Raw genomic sequence first — 19164 nt, 5'->3', positions numbered from 1 at the left:
GCCTGCCCGGACATGCCCGGCCGACACGTCTCCACAATCGGGCTCAGGGCCAGCAAAGAGTCGGGGCCGCCTGCTCGTTGAGTGCGTGGGTTGTGACGCGCGGTCACCGGTGTTTCGGTGCGTCCACCTCACGGGCGGACGGGCGGTTGTCGAGGGCTGCCCCCCTGTCAAGCCTGTGGTCACCTCTCCTGGACGACCCTGACGGTGTGCAGCGAGGGGTCAGCGGCGTCGGGCACGTTCATGCCCGCTGCGACGCAGGTACGCAGGTAGGCCAGGACCGGGTCCGTGAGCCGTTCCCCGGGCAGCGCCACGGGGATGCCCGGCGGATAGGGCGTGAGCATCTCCGCCGCCACGCGCCCGGCGGCGTGCGCGAGCGGGACATCCTCGACGGGGGCGAAGTACGCGTCCCGCGGCGAGCACTCCTGGGGCAGGCGCAGCTCGGTGGGTGCGGGCACGTCGACCTGCGGTGCCGGGCGCAGGGATGCGGCGTGCCGGGACAGGTCACGCAGAGCGGTCACGAGCTGACCGGTCGTCTTCTGGTCGTCGGCGTGCGTGAGTTGGGTGTTGATGCGGCGGTGGTCGGCCAGGTGGGCGTCCATGCGGTGCTGGTCGCGGAGCCAGTCGGCCGCTCGATAGCCGGTCAGGCCGAGCGCGGACACGTCGATGACCGTGGGCAGCGGATCGAAGTCGTACGCGCGTCCTGGACCACAGAAGTCGCCTCGCTCCTCGACATGCAGTCCATCGACCGACTCGATCATCTGCCGTGTCTCTGCGGCCAGTTCGAGGGCACCGCTCAAGAGCTCACGCCCGTGCAGGGCCATTTGGCGCCGCCAGCCGTCGATGCCCGCGTAGATCAGTACGGACGGGCTGGTGGTGCCGAGCAGATCGGCCCGGGAGGCGAGAACGGCCGGGTCGACCAGGTCCCCTTGGAGGTGGAAGACCGAGCCCTGTTCCAGGCCACTGCCCATCTTGTGGATGCTGGTGACACACACGTCCGCGCCCGCGTCCATCGCCCACGCGGGGAGTTCGGGATGGAAGGGCAGGTGCGCGCCCCACGCCTCGTCGACGATGAGCGGGCGGCCGTGACGGTGGCAGATCTCCGCCATCGCCGTGAGGTCGGCGGCGGCACCGTACGGGGTGGGGCTGGTGACCAGAGCGCCGCGCGCCTCGGGGTGGTCGGCGAACCCCTTCGCCACCGTCTCGGCGGACGGCGGGTGCGCAAGGTGCCGTCGCTCGTCCCACGCCGGTTCGAGCCACACCGGCTCGACGCCCGCGAGCACCAGGCCGGCGATCACGGACTTGTGCGCGTCACGGCTGATCAGCAGGGTCTGGCCGGGACAAGCGACCGCCAGCATGGCCGCCTTGACCGACAGGGAACTTCCACACGTCGAGAAGAAGGTGTGCTCAGCGTGGACGGCATCGGCCATCAGCCGCTCCGCCCGCTCCAGGACCCGCCCCCGCGTACGCCTGTCGTCCAGTCCGCCGGAAGCCAGGACGTCCCCGAGGAACACTGCGTCACCGAGCACCGCCCGTACGGCGGGATCCGCGCCTCGGGCCTGTTTGTGGCCGGGTGGCGTGAAGCCGAGCTCGCGGTGGCCTCGGTAGGAGGCGAGGGCTTCGAGTACGGGGGCTTGGACATGATCGACGGCCATGCTCGAGCGGGTACCTTGCGCCTGCCCGGTTCACACCGGTTTCCTGGGCGCACAGGGCCGGGGGCACGAGCCCGACCAACCTCGTCGAGCAGTACGACACACCGCGCACCCATGTTCCTGCGCATCATCTCCAGGTTCGCGGAAGGGCACACGTACGCCGAGCGCGGGCGCACGCGAGGGAAGATCGTGATCCGCGTCTGAGACGGGCCTCATGACACGATTGACTCCATGACTGGTGACCGTCGCCTGCTGGCGGACAAGACGCCGTTCCCTGAGGACCTGGACGAGAGGCTGCGTGCGCAGTTCACCTTCCTCATCGAGGTGGATCAGCTGAAGTCGATCATGCGTCAGTCGCCGCTGGCCTCGGTCCGGCGCCGCGAGAACGACGCGGAGCACTCCTGGCATCTGGCCATGATGGTGGTGCTCCTGTCCGAGTACTCCGACGAGCCCATCGACGTGGGGCACACCGTCCAGCTCGTACTCGTCCACGACCTCATCGAGATCTACGCGGGGGACACCCCGCTCTACGACGATGCCGCCGGGACGGATCAGCGGGACCGGGAACTGGCCGCCGCCGACGAACTGTTCGCGCTGCTCCCCCACGACCAGGCACTGCGCATCAGGGCCCTGTGGGACGAATTCGAGGAGCGCGGCACTGCCGAAGCCCGTTTCGCCAAGGCGATGGACCGCCTCCAGCCGCTCCTGCTCAACTGGATGGCACGTGGCGGTACGTGGCAGACACCAGGCGTCACGGCGGATGACGTGAGAGCGCGCAAGGCCGTGATCGGAGATGCGTCCGGCGCGCTGTGGGAGGCCGGGCGGCGCCTCATCGACGAGGGGGAACAGCGCGGCTGGTCCAGACGCGGCGACGCGCCTCAGTGAGCACCCTCAGAGATCAGCCGCGGAGTGGTGCTGACGACTCCGTCACGCCCTGCTTCAGTACTTGCTGATGCAGTCGATTTCGACGCGTCCAGTCCTTGCCGGCCTGACCCTCTCGTTGTTCCGCGCCTGCACGACCCACTTCACCGAACGCATTTCGGTCGGCGTCATGCGTACCGAGGCGATGTATCCCTGAGAATCACCGAAGTTCTGGGTGTGCACCTTCGAGCCGCGTCGCGTCGACTTGAACTTGTGCCATATGTTGCCGATCCCGCCAGAGGTAATCATGACCGTCTTCCCCGCCGGGCAACGCTTGACGCCGGCCTTCCTCTGATTGACCTTCTGCGACTTGAGCCCTCCCCGCCATCCCGTCTTGCTGCAGTAGGCGAACGCCTTCGTAAGCTTCTTCGGGTTCGCCATCGGCCCCATGGTGGAAGTCACCTTCCATTTCACATGCTTGCGCCAGGTGGGGATGTATCGCGTCTGGAGCGCACGTGGATCGTAGGGCCACTGCCTGGAGACCAGTTTGCCGCCGGAGGGCTTCCACGACACCCGTGCCCTGCCGAATGCCTCAGTCCCGATCCAGACGGTCTTGCCCCTCCCGCACTTCTTCGCGCCCTTGCGCGAGTGAAATCCCTTCTTGGCCGCCCTGGCCGATTCCGTGGAGGTTCCTTGAGCCGATGCCTCGGCAGAGCGAGCCTTCACGGGTTGCTTGGGGCCGGCCTGAGCAGGTGCGTTGAAAGCGATCGGCGTGATGATCGCGGCACCGGCCACCAGGGCGCATATCGGCGCGCTCGCCCGACGGGGGACTGGCATGAACGTCTCCTCATTTCCGTCTCGCTCTTCGTTGAACCCCGGCCAAGCTAGGGGCAGTCGAGCGCACGCCGCCATTGCCCGAAAGGGCAATGACCCCGGGCGGAATTCCGATTTGAGTGGAGAAATTTGGAGAGGTTCTCAAGCCCTCGCGCCCTCTTCGGGGGGGCGGAGGGAGCGGGGGCGCCGCGTCGTCGTCCGGAGTGATGCGCGCCGCCGAGGCTGCTGCCCAGGTGGTTGCCGAGCTGGTGCACCGTCTCGACGAGCAGCAGGACAAGGGTCAGCCAGGGCAGATTGCGCGGTGACGCCGAGGAGTTGGTGCCGAAGCCGAGCAGCACCAGCACGTTCACCCCGTACACCAGGCGGCTGGCGCCCGAAGTACACCAGGCGGCTGGCGCCCGAGACGACCGACCCCGTGGCCAGCTCCATCGTGCCCATGGTCAGGGCGGAGCCCGGCGAGCACCGGAACGGCGAGCCCTCCACCGCCTCGCGCAGGCCACCCACGAACACGCCGAGCCGCGTTCCTCGCCGGCCCCACTCCCCTCGCTGTCCCCGCTGCCCCGGGGCTCCGGGGCTCCGGGGCTCCGGAGCGGGACGGTGCCACTCGGTCACGGCACGTCAGGTCAGGTCAGGTCAGGTGGTCGGGTCAGCCTGCGGACCCGGGGGCACCGAGGGCGCTGCCGTCGTCCGCGCCGCCTGCCGCCTTCGAGGGCGCGGGCCCGCCGATCGAGCACACCGGGGCGTCGTCCTTGACGTCGGCGACGATCGTGTCGCCCGGTTCGGCCTCGCCGCTCAGGAGCAGGGAGGCGATGCGGTTGAGGCCCTGGGCGCGCGCCCGGGGTTCGCTGCGCTTGAGGAACTCCGGGCTGAGGAAGCCCCGCAGGTCCTGCTTGAGGTCGTCCTTGATCTCCGATACGTCACCCTGGTGAGCGAGGATCCGCTGGGCGCCGATGTTCGAGGTCATCATGACCACGCAGTTGCGGAAGTCGACGGTGCGGCCCTGGGAGGCGGTGAGCCGCCCGTCGTCGAGGACCTGCACAGCGTGTTGAAGACGTACGGGTGCGCCTTCTCGATCTCGTCGAAGAGCAGCACGCTGTACGGCTGCCGGCGCACCTTCTCGGTCAGCTGCCCCGCCTCGTCGTGCCCGATGTATCCGGGCGGGGCACCCACGAGACGGTGTGCTTCTCCTGGAACTCGCTCATGTCGAAGCGGACCATCCGGCTCTCCTCGCCGAACAGCAACTCCGCGAGCGCCTTGGCCAGTTCGGTCCTGCCGACGCCCGTCGGGCCGAGGAAGAGGAAGGAGCCGACGGGCCGGTTCGGGTCGCCCATGCCCGCGCGGTTGCGGCGTACCGCCTCCGCGATGGCGAGCACCGCCTCGTCCTGTCCCACCACGCGCTCGTGCAGCGCCTCCTCCAGCTTGAGGAGCTTCTCCTTGTCGCTGGCGGTGAGTTGGTTGACGGGGGTGCCGGTACGGCGGGAGAGCACCTCGGCGATGTCGGCCGCCGTCACCTCCATGACGCCCTCGCGGCGCTCCTCGATGCCCGCCAGCTCGCCCTGCGCCTCGGCGATCTGCCGCTTCAGGCCGGACGCCTTCTCGAAGTCCTCGGCGGCCGCCGCCTCGTCCTTCTCGCGGTTCAGCTTGGCGAGCCGGTCCTCGCGGCTGACGGCTTCCGTGGACTTGCCGAGCGGGCGCAGCCGTACGCGGGCGCCGGTCTGGTCGACGAGGTCGATGGCCTTGTCGGGGAGGAAGCGGTCGGAGACGTAGCGGTCGGACAGCTCGGCGGCCACGAGGGCGTCGTCGCTGTTGCGGACCTGGTGATGCGCCTCGTACGAGTCCCGCAGGCCCTGAAGGATCTCGACGGTCTCCTCGACGCTCGGCTCGGGGATGAGCACCGGCTGGAAGCGCCGCTCCAGGGCCGCGTCCTTCTCGATGTACTTGCGGTACTCGTCGATGGTGGTGGCGCCCACGACGTGCAACTCGGCCCGCGCCAGGGCGGGTTTGAGCATGGTGCCCGCGTCCATCGCCCCTTCACCGCCGGCGCCCGCGCCGACGACGGTGTGCAGCTCGTCGATGAAGAGCACGGTCGACTCCGTGGCCCCCTTCACCCTTCACCTCGTCGACGACCTTCTTCAGACGCTCCTCGAACTGCCCCCGGTACTGCGCCCCCGCCACCAGACCCGAGAGCACGTCGTCGAGCAGCTCGGCGAGCTTGTGCGGTTCGGCTCCCGCGCGGGCCAGGAGGGAGCGGGCCGGGTCGACCTGGGTGGCGGCCCACAGCAGGTGTTCCGTGTCCAGATCGCTGCTGCCGTCCCGTACGGCACGGCGGGTGGACTGCTCGATCAGCTCGCGCGCCGAGTCCGTGAGCAGCTGCCCGACCGGCACGCGCTGCACGGCGGGCGGCGACGCGGCGGGCGAGGTGCCGAAGGAACCGAAGGAAGGCATGGTCATGGGGGCCGTCCTGGGAGGGGACGTCGGGGACGGAGAGGTCCGGGCCGAGCCCAGGCGGGGGCCCAGGGCGTTCGTTCCCCAGTCGAGCACCGGTCCTCGGGAACGGCACACGACGCCGGGGCGGCTCGGCCGGTCAGGTGACGGGTCGGGCGGCTCGGGGCCGGGGCGGGGGCGGGGGCACCTCGCGTCACTGCGGATCGCGGCGGCCGGGGAATGGGGCGTCGGCCCAGCCGGTTGCACCGCACCATGCAGGCAATCGGTGTTCATGAGTTCGGCGGTCCGGAAGCGCTGCGGGTCCTGGAGCTGCCCGAACCCCAGGCGGGCCCCGGCGAGGTCCGCATCCGTGTGCACGCGGCGGCCGTGAATCCGACCGACGTCCTGCTGCGGACCGGCGGCCACGCCGTGCGCATGCCCGACCGCGAGCCCCCGTTCGTGCCCGGGATGGACGCCGCGGGCGTGATCGACCAGCTCGGGCCCGGCACCGGCGACCGGCTGGCCGTGGGCCAACGGGTCATCGCCATGGTGCTGTTCACCGGCCCGCACGGCGGCGCCTACGCCGAGCAGGTCGTGGTGCCCGCCGCCTCGGTGGTCGCGGCGCCCGAGGGCGTGGACTTCCCGGCCGCCGCCACCCTCCTGATGAACGCCATGACGGCGCGCCTCGCCCTGGACGCGCTGGCCCTGCCGCCCGGCGCGACCGTGGCCGTGACCGGGGCGGCCGGAGCGGTCGGCGGGTACGCGATCGAGCTGGCCAGGGCCGACGGCCTGACCGTCATCGCGGACGCCGCCCCGCACGACGTCGACCGCGTGCGCGGACTCGGCGCGGACCACGTCGTCGAGCGCGGCGCCGATGTCGCCGAGCGCGTGCGCGCGCTGGCGCCCGACGGCGTGCCCGGCCTCGTGGACGGCTCGATGCAGACCACCGAGACCGTGCCCGCCCTCGCCGACGGCGGCACGCTGGCCGAACTGCGCGGCTGGTCCGGCCCGGCCGAGCGCGGCATCGGCGTGATCCCGGTGATGGTGACGGACGGCATCACCGACACCGAGGGGCTGAGCGCACTGAGCCGCCGGGCCGAGGAGGGCCGCTTGACCCTGCACGTCGCCGACGTGCTGCCCGCCGAGGAGGCCCCCAAGGCCCACCGCCTGCTGGAGGCCGGCGGGCTGCGGGGCCGGTTGGTGCTGGACTTCACCTGACCCTGACGGGCCTCCACGACGCCCCGGACCGCCGCGCCCGGACGCACCTCCGTTGCTCAACGCCCCGTCCCCGTCGCCTCCTTGAGCGCCTCCCCCAGCCACTCCCGCAGCTCCGCGTCCGTGTGGAGGACGCCGTGGCCGGTGTCGGGCAGCTGGCGCAGGTCGACGTCGCAGCCTGCGCCGAGGAGGCGGCGGGCGTAGCCGCGTACGTCGTCGAGGACCGGATCGAGCAGGCCCACCGCGACGACGGCGGGCGCGAGCCGGGACAGGTCGGTCTTCTCGTACGGGGTCAGGGGCAGGGCGGGGTCGGGCGTGGCGCTGCCCCGGTAGGTCTGCCAGGCGTCGAGCAGCTCCGTGCGGGAGGGGCCCAGCAGGGCGGGGTTCGTGTACGAGGCGGCGCGGCAGTGCGGGTCGAGGGGCGGGTAGGCCAACGCCTGGGCGGCGAGGGGCTGTTGGCGGTCGCGGCGGACGACGGCCGCGCAGGCGGCGAGGGTGGCTCCGGCGCTGTCCCCGCCGACCGAGACCGGCTCCCCCTGACCTGCCCGCTCCTGCGCCCACTCCAGGGCGGAGAGGACGTCGAGGAGGGCGGCCGGGTAGGGGTGCTGCGGGGCCAGGCGGTAGTCGACGCCGACGACCCGCACCGAAGCGGTGCGGGCGAGGTCGTCGAGGGCCACCGCCCACTCCGCCACCGAGCCGGAGCGCCAGCTGCCGCCGTGGGCCCACACCAGCCAGCCGCGGGCGCCGGGCACGTCGCCGAAGACGCGGACGGGCGCCCCCGTGTCCGTACTGCCTCTAGTGGCGTCGTCGGCCATGGCCACGTACTCCCGCTCCTGCCGTCGGTCGGTCACCGGCACCCTTCATACGGCTATTCAGGCACGTACCGTGCGGTCCGGCATCCTGGCCGGGGCCAGGGAGGGGGAGCGGCGGCTCAGGTGCGGGACAGGGAAGGCACCGCGTCGAGCAGGGTCCGCGTGTAGGGGTGTTGGGGCGCCGTGATCACCTCCTCGACGGGGCCGGTCTCCAGCAGGTGGCCGTGGCGCAGTACCGCGATGGCGTCGCAGACGTAGCGGACCACGGCCAGGTTGTGCGAGATGAACAGCATCGTCAGGCCGAGTTCGGTGCGCAGCTCGCGGATGAGGTTGAGGACCGCGCCCTGGACGGAGACGTCGAGGGCGGAGGTGATCTCGTCGGCGATGAGCAGGTCCGGTCGGGCGGCCAGGGCGCGGGCGATGGCGACGCGCTGGCGCTGTCCGCCGGAGAGTTCGCGCGGGTAGCGGCGCGCGTGGCCGGGCGGCAGGGACACGAGGTCCAGCAGGCGCGCCACTTCCGCCTGCTGTTGCCTGCGCGGCATACGGGAACCCTCCGCGATCGCGTCGCCGATGCGCATGCGCGGGTTGAGAGAGGAGTAGGGGTCCTGAAAGATCATTTGGACGCGGCCGCGGGCGACGCCGGTGACGGCGCCGGTGCAGGGGGTCAGGCCCGCCACCGCGCGGGCCAGGGTTGACTTGCCCGAGCCCGACTCCCCCACCAGGCCGGTGGCCGTGCCGGGCGGGATGTCGAGGGTCACGGCGTCCACGGCGGTGAACGGGCCGTAGCGCACGGTGAGTTCACTGATGCGCATCATGCCTCCCAGCAGGCGACGTAGTGCCCGGCGGCGCGGGCGGTGAGGGCGGGCGCGGTCGCGCAGCGGGGGCCGGCCGAGGCGCAGCGGGCGGCGAACGGGCAGCCGTCGCCGATGTCGGCGGGCGCGGGCTGGCGTCCGGGGATGGTGGTCAGGGGCAGTGACCGGTCGGTGTCCATGTCGGGCAGGGAGCCGATCAGGGCCCGGGTGTAGGGGTGGCGGGCCGTGCGCAGGGCGGCGGCGGGCAGTTCCTCGACGACGCGGCCCGCGTACATGACGGCGACGCGGTCGCACAGTTCGCTGACGACGGCGATGTCGTGGGAGATGAACAGGGCGCCGGCGCGGGTGTCGTCGACGACGTCGCGCAGGACGCGCAGGACCTCGCGCTGGACGGTCACGTCGAGGGCGGTGGTGGGTTCGTCGGCGATGATGAGGCGCGGGTTTCCCATGAGTCCCATGGCGATGACGGCGCGCTGGCGCATGCCGCCGGAGAGTTCGTGCGGGTGCTGGCGCACCACGTGGGCGGGCTGCTTGATGCGGACGTCCGCCAGGCGTCGCAGGGCGCGGGCGCGGGCCTCGGCCGGGGTGGCGCCGTCGTGCAGGGTGGCGACCTCGGTGAGCTGGCCGCCGACGCGCAGGGCCGGGTTGAGGGAGGCCGTGGGGTCCTGGAAGACCATGGCGAGCGAGGTGCCGAGCAGGCGGCGGCGCTCGGCGGGGGCGAGGGAGTCCAGGTCGGTGCCGCACAGGGACAGGCGCGCCGCGGCGGCGAGCCCGGGGTGGGGCACGAGCTGGCCGATGGCGGCGGCGGTCATGCTCTTGCCGCTGCCCGACTCCCCCACCAGGCCGACGATGTCACCGGCGCGCACGGACAGGGACACCTCGCGTACGGGGGTGATCCCGCCCGGGAAGGCGACGGTGAGGTCGCGCACCTCGAGGACGGCCCGGGGGTCGGGGACGTCCTGGGCGGGCGGCACCGCCGGGGTCACGGGGGCGCCTGCCGGTGCGCGGGTGCCGACGGCGGCCTTGGCGAAGGTGTCGCCGAGCAGCATGAAGCCGAGCCCGGCCAGGGCCACGGCGAGCGCGGGGGCGACGACGACGGCCGGGGTGACGTAGACGTGCCCGAACGCCTCGTTCAGCAGCCGCCCCCAGTCGTACGAGGGTGCCTGGACGCCCATGCCGAGGAATGACATGGCGGACAGGCCGAGCAGTGAACTTCCCATGGCCTGGGCGGTGTTGAGGATGAGCGGCTCGGCGATGTTGGGCAGCACGTGCCGGGTCAGGACGCGGCGCCGCGCGACCCCCAGCATGCGGGCGGCGGCGATGTAGTCGGCTCCGGCCACGGTCGCGGTCAGGGTGTGGGTGAGGCGGGCGAACGCGGGGGCCAGGGCCACGCCGATGCCCAGCACGGCGCCCCGGGCGCCCAGGCCGGTGACGACGGCGGTGAACATGGCAAGGAGCAGCGCCGGGAAGGCGACGAGGAGGTCCACGGCGGCGGTGACCAGGCGCCCCGCCCACCGGGGCAGGAGCGCGGGCAGCGCACCGAGCAGGACCCCGCCGACGGTGCCGATCAGGGTGGCCAGGAGCGCCAGGCCCAGGGTGAGGCGGGTGGCGACGAGGGTGCGGGCCAGCAGGTCGCGGCCGAGGGCGTCGGTGCCCAACAGGTGGGCGGCGCCCGCTCCTTGGTTGATCCGGTCGGGATGGATGGCCGCGGCCCGGTCGCCGAACAGCGGCGGCCCGGCGACGGCGAGCACCACCAGGACGGCGACGAGTACGGCGGCCAGCAGGCTGACGGGGTCTTTGACGAGGCGGCGCATCAGCCCTCCCGGTGGGCGGCGGCGGACGAGGAGGACAGCGCGGACCTGGGGTCGAGGGCGCCCAGGGCGAGGTCGACGAGGAAGTTCACGACGAGGACCAGCGCCCCGTACACGAGGATCATGGCCTGGGCCACGGGATAGTCCTTCTGCGTGATCGCCTCGACGGTGCGCTGGCCGAGCCCCGGCCAGGCGAAGACGTTCTCGACCAGGACGCTGCCGGTGATCAGCCCGCCGAGGAGCAGGCCGCCCATGGTCAGGGTGGCGGTGAGGGTGTTGGGCAGCAGGTGCCGCGCGTACAGGCGCAGCGGCGGGAGCCGTTTGGCGTGGGCCAGGCGCATGTAGTCGGCGTCGAGTTCGCGCAGGGTCTCCACCCGGGCGAGGCGGGCGATCATCGCGGCGGGGGCGATGGCCAGGGCGGTGACGGGCAGTACGTAGGAGGCGGGGCCGGTCAGCCCGGCGGGTGGCAGCAGTCCCAGGCCGAGGGCGAAGGCGAGCAACAGGCCGAGTCCGTAGAGGTATTCGGGGACGGCGACGGCCATGCCGGTGAGGGCGGTGAACGCGGTCTCGGTGGCGGGCCGCCGCCCGCGGTGGGTGCGTACGGCGCCCCACATGCCCAGGGGGACCGCCACGAGCAGGGCGGCGAGGGTGGCGAGCACCGCGAGGGAGAGGGTGTGCGGCAGGCCCTGGGCGATGATGTCGCCGACCGGCTGGGACGAGAAGAACGAGGTGCCCAGGTCGCCGTGGACCAACTGGCTCACGTAGTGGCCGAATTGGGCGGGCAGCGGGTCGTCGAGCCCGAGCGCGGCGCGCCGCTGGTCGACGAGTTCCTTGGGCGCGGTGGGGCCGAGCATCTGCCGCAGCGGGTCGCCCGGGATCAGATGGATCATCGCGAAGGAGGCGACGACGAGGACGGCCAGGGAGACGGCCAGGCGCAGGAGGTGCCGGACCACGAGGAGCAGGGGCACTCGGCGGGCGGGGGCCAGGGCGCGGGTGCGGGTGGTCACGTGGCGTCTCCCGTCATGCGGATCGACGTCGCGTCGAAGAGTCCGGCGGTGATGCGGAAGGTGGCGTCGTGGGAGGCGGTGGCCAGCGTCTTGTCGACCACGGGGACGAGGTCGCCGCTGTCGATCAGGGCGCTCTCGGCGCGGGCCCAGCCGGTGCAGCCGCCGGCGCCGGGCCGCTTGCTCGCGGCGGCGGTCGCGTCCTCGTACGTCTTGTTGGTCAGGTGCGCGAAGTTGCCGCCGTCGGGGGTGAAGGGCCCGGACAGCATGCCGGTGAGCTGGGTGGGGAGCGTGACGCCGAGCGGAGCCCAGTCCACGTCCCAGTCCTGCGTGGTGGTCTCGACCTCGCTGTAGGCGGCGTCGGAGAGGGCGCGCAGCCGCACCTCGGCGCCCACGTCCTGCCACGCCTGGGCCAGGTATTCGGCGGCGGCCGCCATGGTCTCGCCGCCGGACGTCGGGTAAATCATGCGCAGGACCAGCCGCGTGCCGTCCTTGCGGCGGACCCCGTCACCGCCACGCCGCCAACCGGCCCTGTCCAGCGCCTTGTTGGCGGCCTCCGGGTCGAAGGCGGGCGTGTGGCCGGTGACCGTGTCCTGCGGGCAGGGCCGGGGCCGCATCACCAGGCCGACGGGGCGGCGCCCGGTGCCGCCGGTGGCGACGGCCCCGAGATCGGTGAGGTTCACGGCCCGCAGCAGCGCCGCGCGGACGGCCGGGTCGTGGCCGGGGTGACCGGCGCCCTGGTGGAAGAAGAACTCGTGGGTGCCGTTCGCGGCGACGGTGGTGGTGAGGCCGGGGACGCTGGTCACGCGGGCGCGGTCCGGTCCGGCGAACTGGGCGCCGTTGAGCTGATGGGACAGCAGCAGATTGGCGGCCGTCGCCTCGCTGCCCACGACCTTGAGGACGACCGCACCGGGCGCGTCCGGGCCCGTCCCTGCCCCGGCGGGCCCCCAGGTGTAGCCCTTGCGGCGGGCGAAGGTGTAACTCTGCCCCGGCCGCGCGGAGGTGAGCCGGTAGGGGCCGGACCCGGAGGTGGCGTGCCGCAGCCACGAGCGGTCCTTGAGCCCGGACCCGCAGACGATGAACAGATAGCGGGTGCTCTGCAGGATGAACGCGAACGGCCTGGGCGTGGACAGGGTCACGGTGCCCGCCGCGTCGTCGGCCTTGGCGCTCAGCCCCTGCGGCACGAGGACGCCGAGCGCGGGTGACTTGGTGGCCGGAGCGGTGAGGTGGGCGACGTTGGCGGCGACGGTGCGCGCCGTGACCGGACTGCCGTCGGCACAGGTGGCGTCGCGCCGCAGGGTGAAGGTGACCGACGAGGGGGCGACCTTCCACCGGGTGGCGAGCCCGGAGACCACGCGGCCGTCGGCGTCGATGTTCACCAGGCTGTCGTAGGCCAGCGAAAGGGCCGTGTAGGTGGTGGTGTTCTGCACCTGGGCGGGATCCAGCAGGCCGGGGTCGCTCTTGATGGCGTAGCTGAACGTGTCGCCGCCGCGCGCTCCGGCGTGGCCGGTGGCGCAGCCGGCCGCCAGCAGCGACACCGCGAGACAGGCGGCCATCGCTTTCGCTTTCTTCATGCGGGCTCCATGAGAGAGGGTCCTAAGGGGCTTTGGGGGTCCGGGGGGGGCATTGGGGGCCGTGAGGCGGGGGCCTCGGGAGGGTGGCCTCACCCTGGCGAGTCCTGGCCGGAATTGATTCAGCCGGGGACACGAAGTGCGGGGGCGGAATTCGGACCGCCGTCCGATTCACGCAGGCCGACGTGCGGTCCGCGCGCACGGCAGGCCGGACGTGTACGCCCCCGGTCCGCTGCGGCGGCGAACCGGGGGCGTGGGAGCAGCAGTTGGAGCGGACCAGATCAGGTGCGGGCACGGCTCCGGGCACGCAGACGGTCGACGGCGGCCCTGGCCGCCTGCCCGATCACCCGGTCGGCGAGCGGCTGCCGGGTCGCCGGTGAGCCGGTGCGCAGAAAGACGCCGACGGCGTACCGCGCCCCATCGGCGTACTCGACCACCCCGCATTCGTTGCGGACGGCGAAGTCCGTGCCGGTCTTGCCCGCGATGCGCACGCCGTCGGGGAACCCGGACGACAGCCGGTGCTGCCACACCTGTCGGCGCATGAGGGCGCGGACCTCGGCACAGGCCGAAGCGGGCCCGGCTTCGTCGCGCCAGATGGCCGCGAGCAGGGCGGTGACCGCGCGCGGGGTGGCGGCGGGGCCGCGCTCGGGGTCGTTCACGCCGAGCGCGAGCAGCCGGCGGGCGGGGATGCCGTCGAGCTGGTCGTCGATCGGGCGGGCCGGGTCGAGGGCGAGCTCGCGGCGGATGCCGTCGTCGAGCGCCGCGCAGGACGACACTCCGAAGTCCTTGTGCCCCAGCTCGTCGAGCAGGGCGCGGACCCGGTCGAGGCCGACGACGTCGAGGAGGAGGTCGGTGGCCGCGTTGTCACTGATGGTCATCATCAGGAAGGCGAGGTCGCGGGCGCTCATCTCGACGTCGTGACGGCAGCCGTCGGATGCACTGCCGCCGGAGCGGTAGGCGGCCGTCACCGTGTGCCGGGCTGCGGGGTCGAGGTGTCCGGCGGCCGCCTGGCGGGCGTACTCCAGGGCGATGGGGACCTTGAACACGGAGGCGAGAACGACGCGTTCGTCGGCGCCGTACCCGAACTCGGCGCCGCCGTCGAGCTCGCGGACATGGACGGAGCCCTCGACCCCGGCCCTTTCGAAGAGGGCGTCGAGCGTGGTGTGGAGGTCGGCGCCGGGCGCCTCGCGCGCCATGTCGGGGGCTGTTCCGCCCGGTTGGGGCCTCTTCAGCTCGTACGGGAGGCCGGGCCTCGTCTCGTACGGGGGCGTGGGCCGGGCCTGGTGGCGCAGGTGGTCCACGGCGGTGCGGGCGGCGCGGGCGAGGGCGTCGTCGGCGGCCGGGTCGCGGCCGCCGAGGGCGGGGGTGCGCAGGAACACGGCGACCGCGTAGCGGCCCCGGTCGGGGTATTCGATGACGGCGGCCTCGTTGAGGATTCCCCACAGGGAGCCGTTCTTGGCGGCGATGCGCACGTCGGCGCCGAAGCCCGCGACGAGGCGGTGCTGGGACAGCTGCTGCCCCAGCAACTCCCGTACTTCCGCGCATGCTTCGGCGGGTCCGGCGCGGTCCTGCCAGAGGGCGGCGAGGAGGGAGGTGATCTCGCGCGGCGTGCTGGAGCCGGACCGTGCGGGGTCGAGCAGGGCCAGGCTCCGTATGCGGTCGTCGCCGATCGCGCCGAGCCGGGCCTCGAAGTCGGCGGCGGCCGGGTCGAGGCCGAGTTCCGCCCAGACCGGATCCCACAGCTCGCGGTAGCGGCCCACGGGGATGCGGGGGCAGCCCAACTCGCTTGCCACGGACCGCACATGATCGGTGCCCAGGATCTCCATGAGCTTGTCGGTGGCGGCGTTGTCGCTCATCGACAGCATGAAGAACGCCAGGTCGCGGGTGCTCATCGTGACGTCGTGGAGGCAGCTGTCGGTGCCGATGCCGCCCCCTTCGCGGTTCTCGGCGGTGAGGGTGTGGCGGGCCGCGCGGTCCAGCAGTCCGGCCGCCGCCCGGCGGGCGTAGGCCACGGCGACGGGGATCTTGCGGATCGAGGCGACGATCACCGGGTCGTCGGCGCGGAAGGCGACTTCGGCACCGGTGTCGAGATCACGGGCGTGCAGGAAACCGTGCACGCCCGCGTCCTCGAAGATCGTCTGAAGAGCGGCATGCGCGTCGGATGCGGCTTCGTCGGATGCGGATGCGGATTCCATCGGGACAACTCCGTTCTTGCGCTGCTCAGTTGGCCTTGGGGGTGGCACGGCCGCTGTAGTGCAGATAGGCGGCGCCGCCCTGCGCCCGGCGCTCGAACACCACGGCGTTCCAGAGCGATTCGCCCTCGTCGCGGCCGACGAAGGTCGTCGCGTCGACGGGGGTGAGGTCCAGGGTGCGGGCGCGGGCCAGGCCGGCGAGGATGCCGGTGGGTTCGGTGCGCATGCGCAGCCGCCCGTCGTGGGCGGTGACGTGGATGCGGCTGCCCGCGCGTTCGTAGACGCCGGTGAAGGGGGCGACCTCCACGGCGACCGGCCGCTGCGGCGGGGCGATCGGCGCGGGAACCACCACCTGGTGCAGTTCCGCGAGGAGTTCGCCGACCAGCCGGTGCTGGAACTCGGCGCTGCGCCCGCCGTTGGTGAGGACGGCGATGACGGTGCCTGCGCCGGAGGCGGCACCCGTGTCGGAGCCGGTACCCGTGCCGGAGCCGGCACCCGTGTCGGGCAGCACCCACAGCGCGGCGTGCTGGCCGATGGTGTCGCCGGTGTGTGAGAGCACCTGCTGCCCGTCCCACTCGTCCAGGCACCAGCCGATCCCCCACTGGCGGCCGCCGTCATGGGGGTTGGGCAGGTCCACCTGCGGCCGCCACATCACGGCCGGGTCGGCCAGCAGTGCGCCGGGGGTGAGGTGGGCGCGGCCGAAGGCCACCACGTCGGCGGCGCTCGCGCAGATGAGCCCGGCCGGGCCGACGGAGCGCGGCAGCCCCCAGGCCGGAGCCACCTCACCGCTGTCGGTGTGCCCCATGGCGGCACCGAACCGCAGCACGTCCTCCGGCAGCGTCCAGGTGTGGGCCAGGCCGAGCGGCTCGCAGATCTGCTCCCGCAGCGCCCGGTCCCACACCTGCCCCGTCACGTGCTCGACGAGGCGCCCGGCGACGACGAAGCCGGAGTTGCAGTACGAGTGGGAGTCCCCGACGGGGAACGTCTGCTCCAGGTCCGCGCACGCCGCGACATAGCGCTCCAGGCAGTCGTCGCCGCGTCCGGTGTCCAGGAACAGGTCCCCGTCGACGCCGGAGGTGTGTGTCAGCAGGTGGCGCACCGTGATGCGCGCGCCCGCATCGGGGTCGCGGACCGTGAAGCCGGGCAGGACGTCGACGACTCGGGCATCCAGGGCGAGACGTCCCTGCTCGACCAGGAGCATCAGCTGGGTGGCCGTCCAGACCTTGGTGACCGAGCCGATCTGGAACAGCGAGTCGGTGTGCACGGCGGCGCCGGTCGCGGTGTTCAGGACGCCCGTGGCGAAGCGGTGGACCCGCCCGTCGTGGCAGAAGGCGAGGCTCGCGCCGGGCACGTCGGACTCGGCGGCCAGGGCGGCAAGGCGCGTGCTCCAGTGGTCGGGGTGGGGGGGCGGGTTCGGCCGTCACGGGTGTCCTTTCGCGGGGGTCTCCACCGGGGCCTCCGCAGAAGGCTCACCGGAGCCCTCCGCAGGTGGGGGCGACAGCCTGGCACGGGAACGATCGCGCCACTTGGTCCGCGCGTACGAAGAAGCCGCGCACGCCTTGGATCCGGAGACGACTTCAGGGCCCTTCGCCGTTCCTAGGGTGGCCGCACCCCGACGACAGCCTCACCGCGCTCACCTCACCCCCCATCCCCTCACCCCGACTGCCTTGCGAGGACCCGAAGATGCCCCTGCTCGACCGCGACGACTGCACCCTCGTGATCATCGATGTGCAGGACGACTTCTACCCCCCGCGCCGCCTCGACGTGGACCGGCAGCGCTTCGACGACATGGTGCGGCGCATCGCCTGGGTCACGGCCGTGGCCGACCGTCTGGAGATCCCGGTGGTGGTGACGGAGGAGGACCCCGACGCCAGCGGTCACACCGTCCCCGGGATCCGCGGCGCGCTCCCCGCCAAGGCCACGACGCTGCCCAAGAACGCGTTCGCCGTGTGGGACAACCCCGACATCGCCGCGGCCATCGAGGCCACCGGCCGCTCCACCACGGTCCTGGTGGGCATCGAGACGGACATCTGCGTCGCCCACTCGGCGATCCAGCTGCACCACGCCGGCAAGCGGGTCGCCGTCGTCGACGACGCCACGTACTCGCCGGGCCCGGCACACGAGCGCGGCCTGCGCCGACTGGCCGCGCGCGGCATCGAGACCCTGTCGGCGAAGGAGCTGTTCTACGACTGGGTCCGCACCATCGAGCGGGCCGACGCCTTCCACGACAGCCATGGCGAGCTGGCGGTGCCGCCGGGCGTACGCCTGTGACCGGGGCCCGGCCCCCGATCCGTGGCGGCACTCAATCCCGCCGACCGCTCCCGTCGTACGCGCCCATCAGGCGCAGCTGCAGCATCGCGGCGAACCGTGTGGCCGGATCCCCCAGGTCGAGCCCGCCCACCTCGCTCACCCGGCGGATGCGGTAGCGGAAGGTGTTGGGGTGCACGAAGACGCTCGCGGAGGCGGCGATCACGTCGCCGAACGCGTCCAGCCAGGCCCGCAGCGTCTCGACGAGGCGGGCGCCGTGCCGGGCGTCGTACGCGGCCAACTTGGCGAGGGGGCCGGAGAGTTCGTCCCGGTTGGCGATGGCCAGGTCCCGCATTTCGAGGAGCAGGGCGTCGATGTGGACGTCGCCGATCGCGGCGACGCGCCGTGCGGCTCCTACCGGCACGTCACGGACGCCGTGCAGGCCGTGGAACAGGACGCGCAGCGCCCGGTCGGCGTTGGCCCGTGAGCGGCCGAGCGCGGCGGGTTCGGCGGCGACCGAGCCGATCCCGATGACCGCGCCGGTCCGCTCGCCCGTGCGCTCAAGGAAGTTGGCGGCGACCTGGACCGCCCGCTCCCGCGCGAGGGCCGAGTCCTCCGCCACCGGCACGAGGGCGTAGGCCACGTCGCCGAGCAGCGCCACCGCGGAGCGGGGCTGCACGGCCGTGAGGTGGACGGCCAGCGCGCTGGTCAGCCGCTGGCGCTCCGCGGCGACCTCCGCGTGGTCCACGGCCGCGCCCGCCTCCAGGCCGAGCGCCAGCACGAGCAGGGGTTCGTCGGCGAGCCCGAGTCGCCCCAGCGCCTCGACCGCGCCGGAACCTCCCTCCAGCGCGGTGGTCACCAGGTCGGCGCGCAGCCGGTTCTCCGCGTCGGCGCCCGCGCGATGGCGCAGCATGTGCAGGGCGACGAGCTTGGCCGCCTCCTGGAACGCCTCCTCGCGTTCCAGGGTGAGCGGCTGCCGTACGGTCGCCCACACCGAGCCGAGGATCTCGCCCCCGGCCCGTACCGCGATCGCCACCCGTGGCAGGGCGACCTCGTCCCCCAGGGTCGGCGGCGGTATGTGCACGGGCAGCTCGCTCCGGTACAGCTTCTCGAAGACGCCGTGTTCCTCGTGGATGCGCAGATAGCGCTCGGGCACGCGCCGGGCCAGGATGCTCGCCACCCGGGGCGGGTCGGCCTCGTCCTGGCGGCCGGAGAAGGCCAGGATGCGGGAGCGGCGGTCCTCGATGGTGATCGGTGCGTCCAGCAGCGTCGCGATGGCGTTGGCCAGGGCGAAGAGGTCCCCGGACGGCACCCCGCCGAGCGTCTGCTCGCCCGCCTCGCCCACGTCCCCCTCGGACAGCAGCGTCCGCAGCATCGCCGCGAGCTGGGCCCAGGAGGCGCCGCGTGTGAGGGCCAGCAGTGCGACACCGCTGTGCGCGGCCGCTTCCGCGAGGTCGGCGCGCCCCTCGACGGGTCCGCGGACCACGAGCGCCGCCGCACCCAACTCGCCGAGCTCGCCCAGGAGTGGGACGACCTCGTCCGTCCCGTGGACGCCGACCCCGAGGACGATGGCCCGCTCGGGGTAGTGCTGCTCGTCGTGCGGGTCATGGATCCCGACGCCGCCGAGCTCTCCCACCGCGCCCGGTTCCCCGTGGAGCAGGTCGAGCAGCGTGGGGCCCAGGTCTTCGAGCACCCGGCTCAGACTTCGGGCAGGATGCGTCGACATGTGCCT

At 72.9% G+C, this 19164-nt stretch carries 13 protein-coding genes and 1 pseudogene; 3 read left to right on the top strand and 11 right to left on the bottom strand.

From position 1 onward, the window contains the following. Positions 1-179: 179 nt before the first annotated feature. Positions 180-1652, bottom strand: a complete 1473-nt coding sequence (locus ACQB60_RS18870; RefSeq protein WP_496927169.1) for an aminotransferase class I/II-fold pyridoxal phosphate-dependent enzyme — start codon at positions 1650-1652, stop codon at positions 180-182. Positions 1653-1880: 228 nt separating this feature from the next. On the opposite strand from ACQB60_RS18870, the gene ACQB60_RS18865 reads away from it, so the two are divergent. Continuing rightward, positions 1881-2534, top strand: a complete 654-nt coding sequence (locus tag ACQB60_RS18865) for an HD domain-containing protein (RefSeq protein WP_496927168.1) — start codon at positions 1881-1883, stop codon at positions 2532-2534. Between the two features lie 54 nt (positions 2535-2588). Here ACQB60_RS18865 and ACQB60_RS18860 read toward each other — a convergent pair whose 3' ends face one another. Together ACQB60_RS18860 and ACQB60_RS18855 are read right to left on the bottom strand one after the other, a co-directional pair. Beyond that, complete coding sequence (locus ACQB60_RS18860) at positions 2589-3347, bottom strand: hypothetical protein (protein WP_496927167.1); 759 nt, start codon at positions 3345-3347, stop codon at positions 2589-2591. Positions 3348-3990: 643 nt separating this feature from the next. Continuing rightward, positions 3991-5795: pseudogene (locus tag ACQB60_RS18855) on the bottom strand (ATP-dependent Clp protease ATP-binding subunit). Between the two features lie 246 nt (positions 5796-6041). Here ACQB60_RS18855 and ACQB60_RS18850 point away from each other — a divergent pair. Beyond that, positions 6042-6986 carry an NADP-dependent oxidoreductase gene (locus tag ACQB60_RS18850; protein WP_496927166.1) on the top strand — a complete coding sequence of 315 codons (945 nt, stop codon included), beginning with the start codon at positions 6042-6044 and terminating at the stop codon, positions 6984-6986. 56 nt (positions 6987-7042) lie between these two features. Here ACQB60_RS18850 and ACQB60_RS18845 read toward each other — a convergent pair whose 3' ends face one another. The 7 genes from ACQB60_RS18845 to ACQB60_RS18815 form a co-directional block, all read right to left on the bottom strand. Then, positions 7043-7834, bottom strand: a complete 792-nt coding sequence (locus tag ACQB60_RS18845) for an alpha/beta hydrolase fold domain-containing protein (RefSeq protein WP_496927165.1) — start codon at positions 7832-7834, stop codon at positions 7043-7045. Positions 7835-7914: 80 nt separating this feature from the next. Continuing rightward, positions 7915-8610, bottom strand: a complete 696-nt coding sequence (locus tag ACQB60_RS18840; protein WP_496927164.1) for an ABC transporter ATP-binding protein — start codon at positions 8608-8610, stop codon at positions 7915-7917. Then, positions 8607-10421: a dipeptide/oligopeptide/nickel ABC transporter permease/ATP-binding protein gene (locus ACQB60_RS18835; protein WP_496927163.1), complete on the bottom strand. Its 1815-nt coding sequence runs from the start codon at positions 10419-10421 to the stop codon at positions 8607-8609. Before ACQB60_RS18835 ends, ACQB60_RS18840 begins: the two co-directional genes overlap by 4 nt. Continuing rightward, entirely contained in the window at positions 10421-11425 is a 1005-nt protein-coding gene (locus tag ACQB60_RS18830; protein ID WP_496927162.1) for an ABC transporter permease, read from the bottom strand. The genes ACQB60_RS18835 and ACQB60_RS18830 overlap by 1 nt, the downstream gene beginning before the upstream one ends. Next, on the bottom strand, positions 11422-12996 hold the full coding sequence (locus ACQB60_RS18825) for an ABC transporter substrate-binding protein (protein WP_496927161.1): 1575 nt from the start codon (positions 12994-12996) through the stop codon (positions 11422-11424). Before ACQB60_RS18825 ends, ACQB60_RS18830 begins: the two co-directional genes overlap by 4 nt. A 278-nt stretch (positions 12997-13274) precedes the next feature. Then, entirely contained in the window at positions 13275-15188 is a 1914-nt protein-coding gene (locus ACQB60_RS18820; protein WP_496927160.1) for a serine hydrolase, read from the bottom strand. Positions 15189-15213: 25 nt separating this feature from the next. Beyond that, entirely contained in the window at positions 15214-16554 is a 1341-nt protein-coding gene (locus tag ACQB60_RS18815) for a serine hydrolase domain-containing protein (protein ID WP_496927537.1), read from the bottom strand. Positions 16555-16868: 314 nt separating this feature from the next. Between ACQB60_RS18815 and ACQB60_RS18810 the strand changes: the two genes are divergently transcribed. After that, positions 16869-17456, top strand: coding sequence for an isochorismatase family protein (locus tag ACQB60_RS18810; protein WP_496927159.1), 588 nt, complete (start codon positions 16869-16871; stop codon positions 17454-17456). A gap of 31 nt (positions 17457-17487) precedes the next feature. On the opposite strand, the gene ACQB60_RS18805 is transcribed toward ACQB60_RS18810, so the two are convergent. Next, the gene (locus ACQB60_RS18805; protein ID WP_496927158.1) at positions 17488-19158 is read right to left on the bottom strand and encodes a PucR family transcriptional regulator; all 1671 of its coding nucleotides are present in this window, start codon (positions 19156-19158) and stop codon (positions 17488-17490) included. Between the last annotated feature and the right edge of the window lie 6 nt (positions 19159-19164).

It is taken from the genome of Streptomyces odontotermitis, assembly GCF_050510915.1.
GTDB lineage: Bacteria > Actinomycetota > Actinomycetes > Streptomycetales > Streptomycetaceae > Streptomyces.
The sequence above is the reverse complement of the archived record's forward strand: the minus strand, read 5'-3'. Positions and strand labels throughout refer to the sequence as shown.

Coding starts and splice junctions, on each gene's coding strand:
- ACQB60_RS18870 (WP_496927169.1), bottom strand. CDS start 1,652: ATGGCCGTCGATCATGTCCAAGCCCCCGTACTCGAAGCCCTCGCCTCC.
- ACQB60_RS18865 (WP_496927168.1), top strand. CDS start 1,881: ATGACTGGTGACCGTCGCCTGCTGGCGGACAAGACGCCGTTCCCTGAG.
- ACQB60_RS18860 (WP_496927167.1), bottom strand. CDS start 3,347: ATGCCAGTCCCCCGTCGGGCGAGCGCGCCGATATGCGCCCTGGTGGCC.
- ACQB60_RS18850 (WP_496927166.1), top strand. CDS start 6,042: ATGCAGGCAATCGGTGTTCATGAGTTCGGCGGTCCGGAAGCGCTGCGG.
- ACQB60_RS18840 (WP_496927164.1), bottom strand. CDS start 8,610: ATGATGCGCATCAGTGAACTCACCGTGCGCTACGGCCCGTTCACCGCC.
- ACQB60_RS18835 (WP_496927163.1), bottom strand. CDS start 10,421: ATGCGCCGCCTCGTCAAAGACCCCGTCAGCCTGCTGGCCGCCGTACTC.
- ACQB60_RS18825 (WP_496927161.1), bottom strand. CDS start 12,996: ATGAAGAAAGCGAAAGCGATGGCCGCCTGTCTCGCGGTGTCGCTGCTG.
- ACQB60_RS18820 (WP_496927160.1), bottom strand. CDS start 15,188: ATGGAATCCGCATCCGCATCCGACGAAGCCGCATCCGACGCGCATGCC.
- ACQB60_RS18810 (WP_496927159.1), top strand. CDS start 16,869: ATGCCCCTGCTCGACCGCGACGACTGCACCCTCGTGATCATCGATGTG.
- ACQB60_RS18805 (WP_496927158.1), bottom strand. CDS start 19,158: ATGTCGACGCATCCTGCCCGAAGTCTGAGCCGGGTGCTCGAAGACCTG.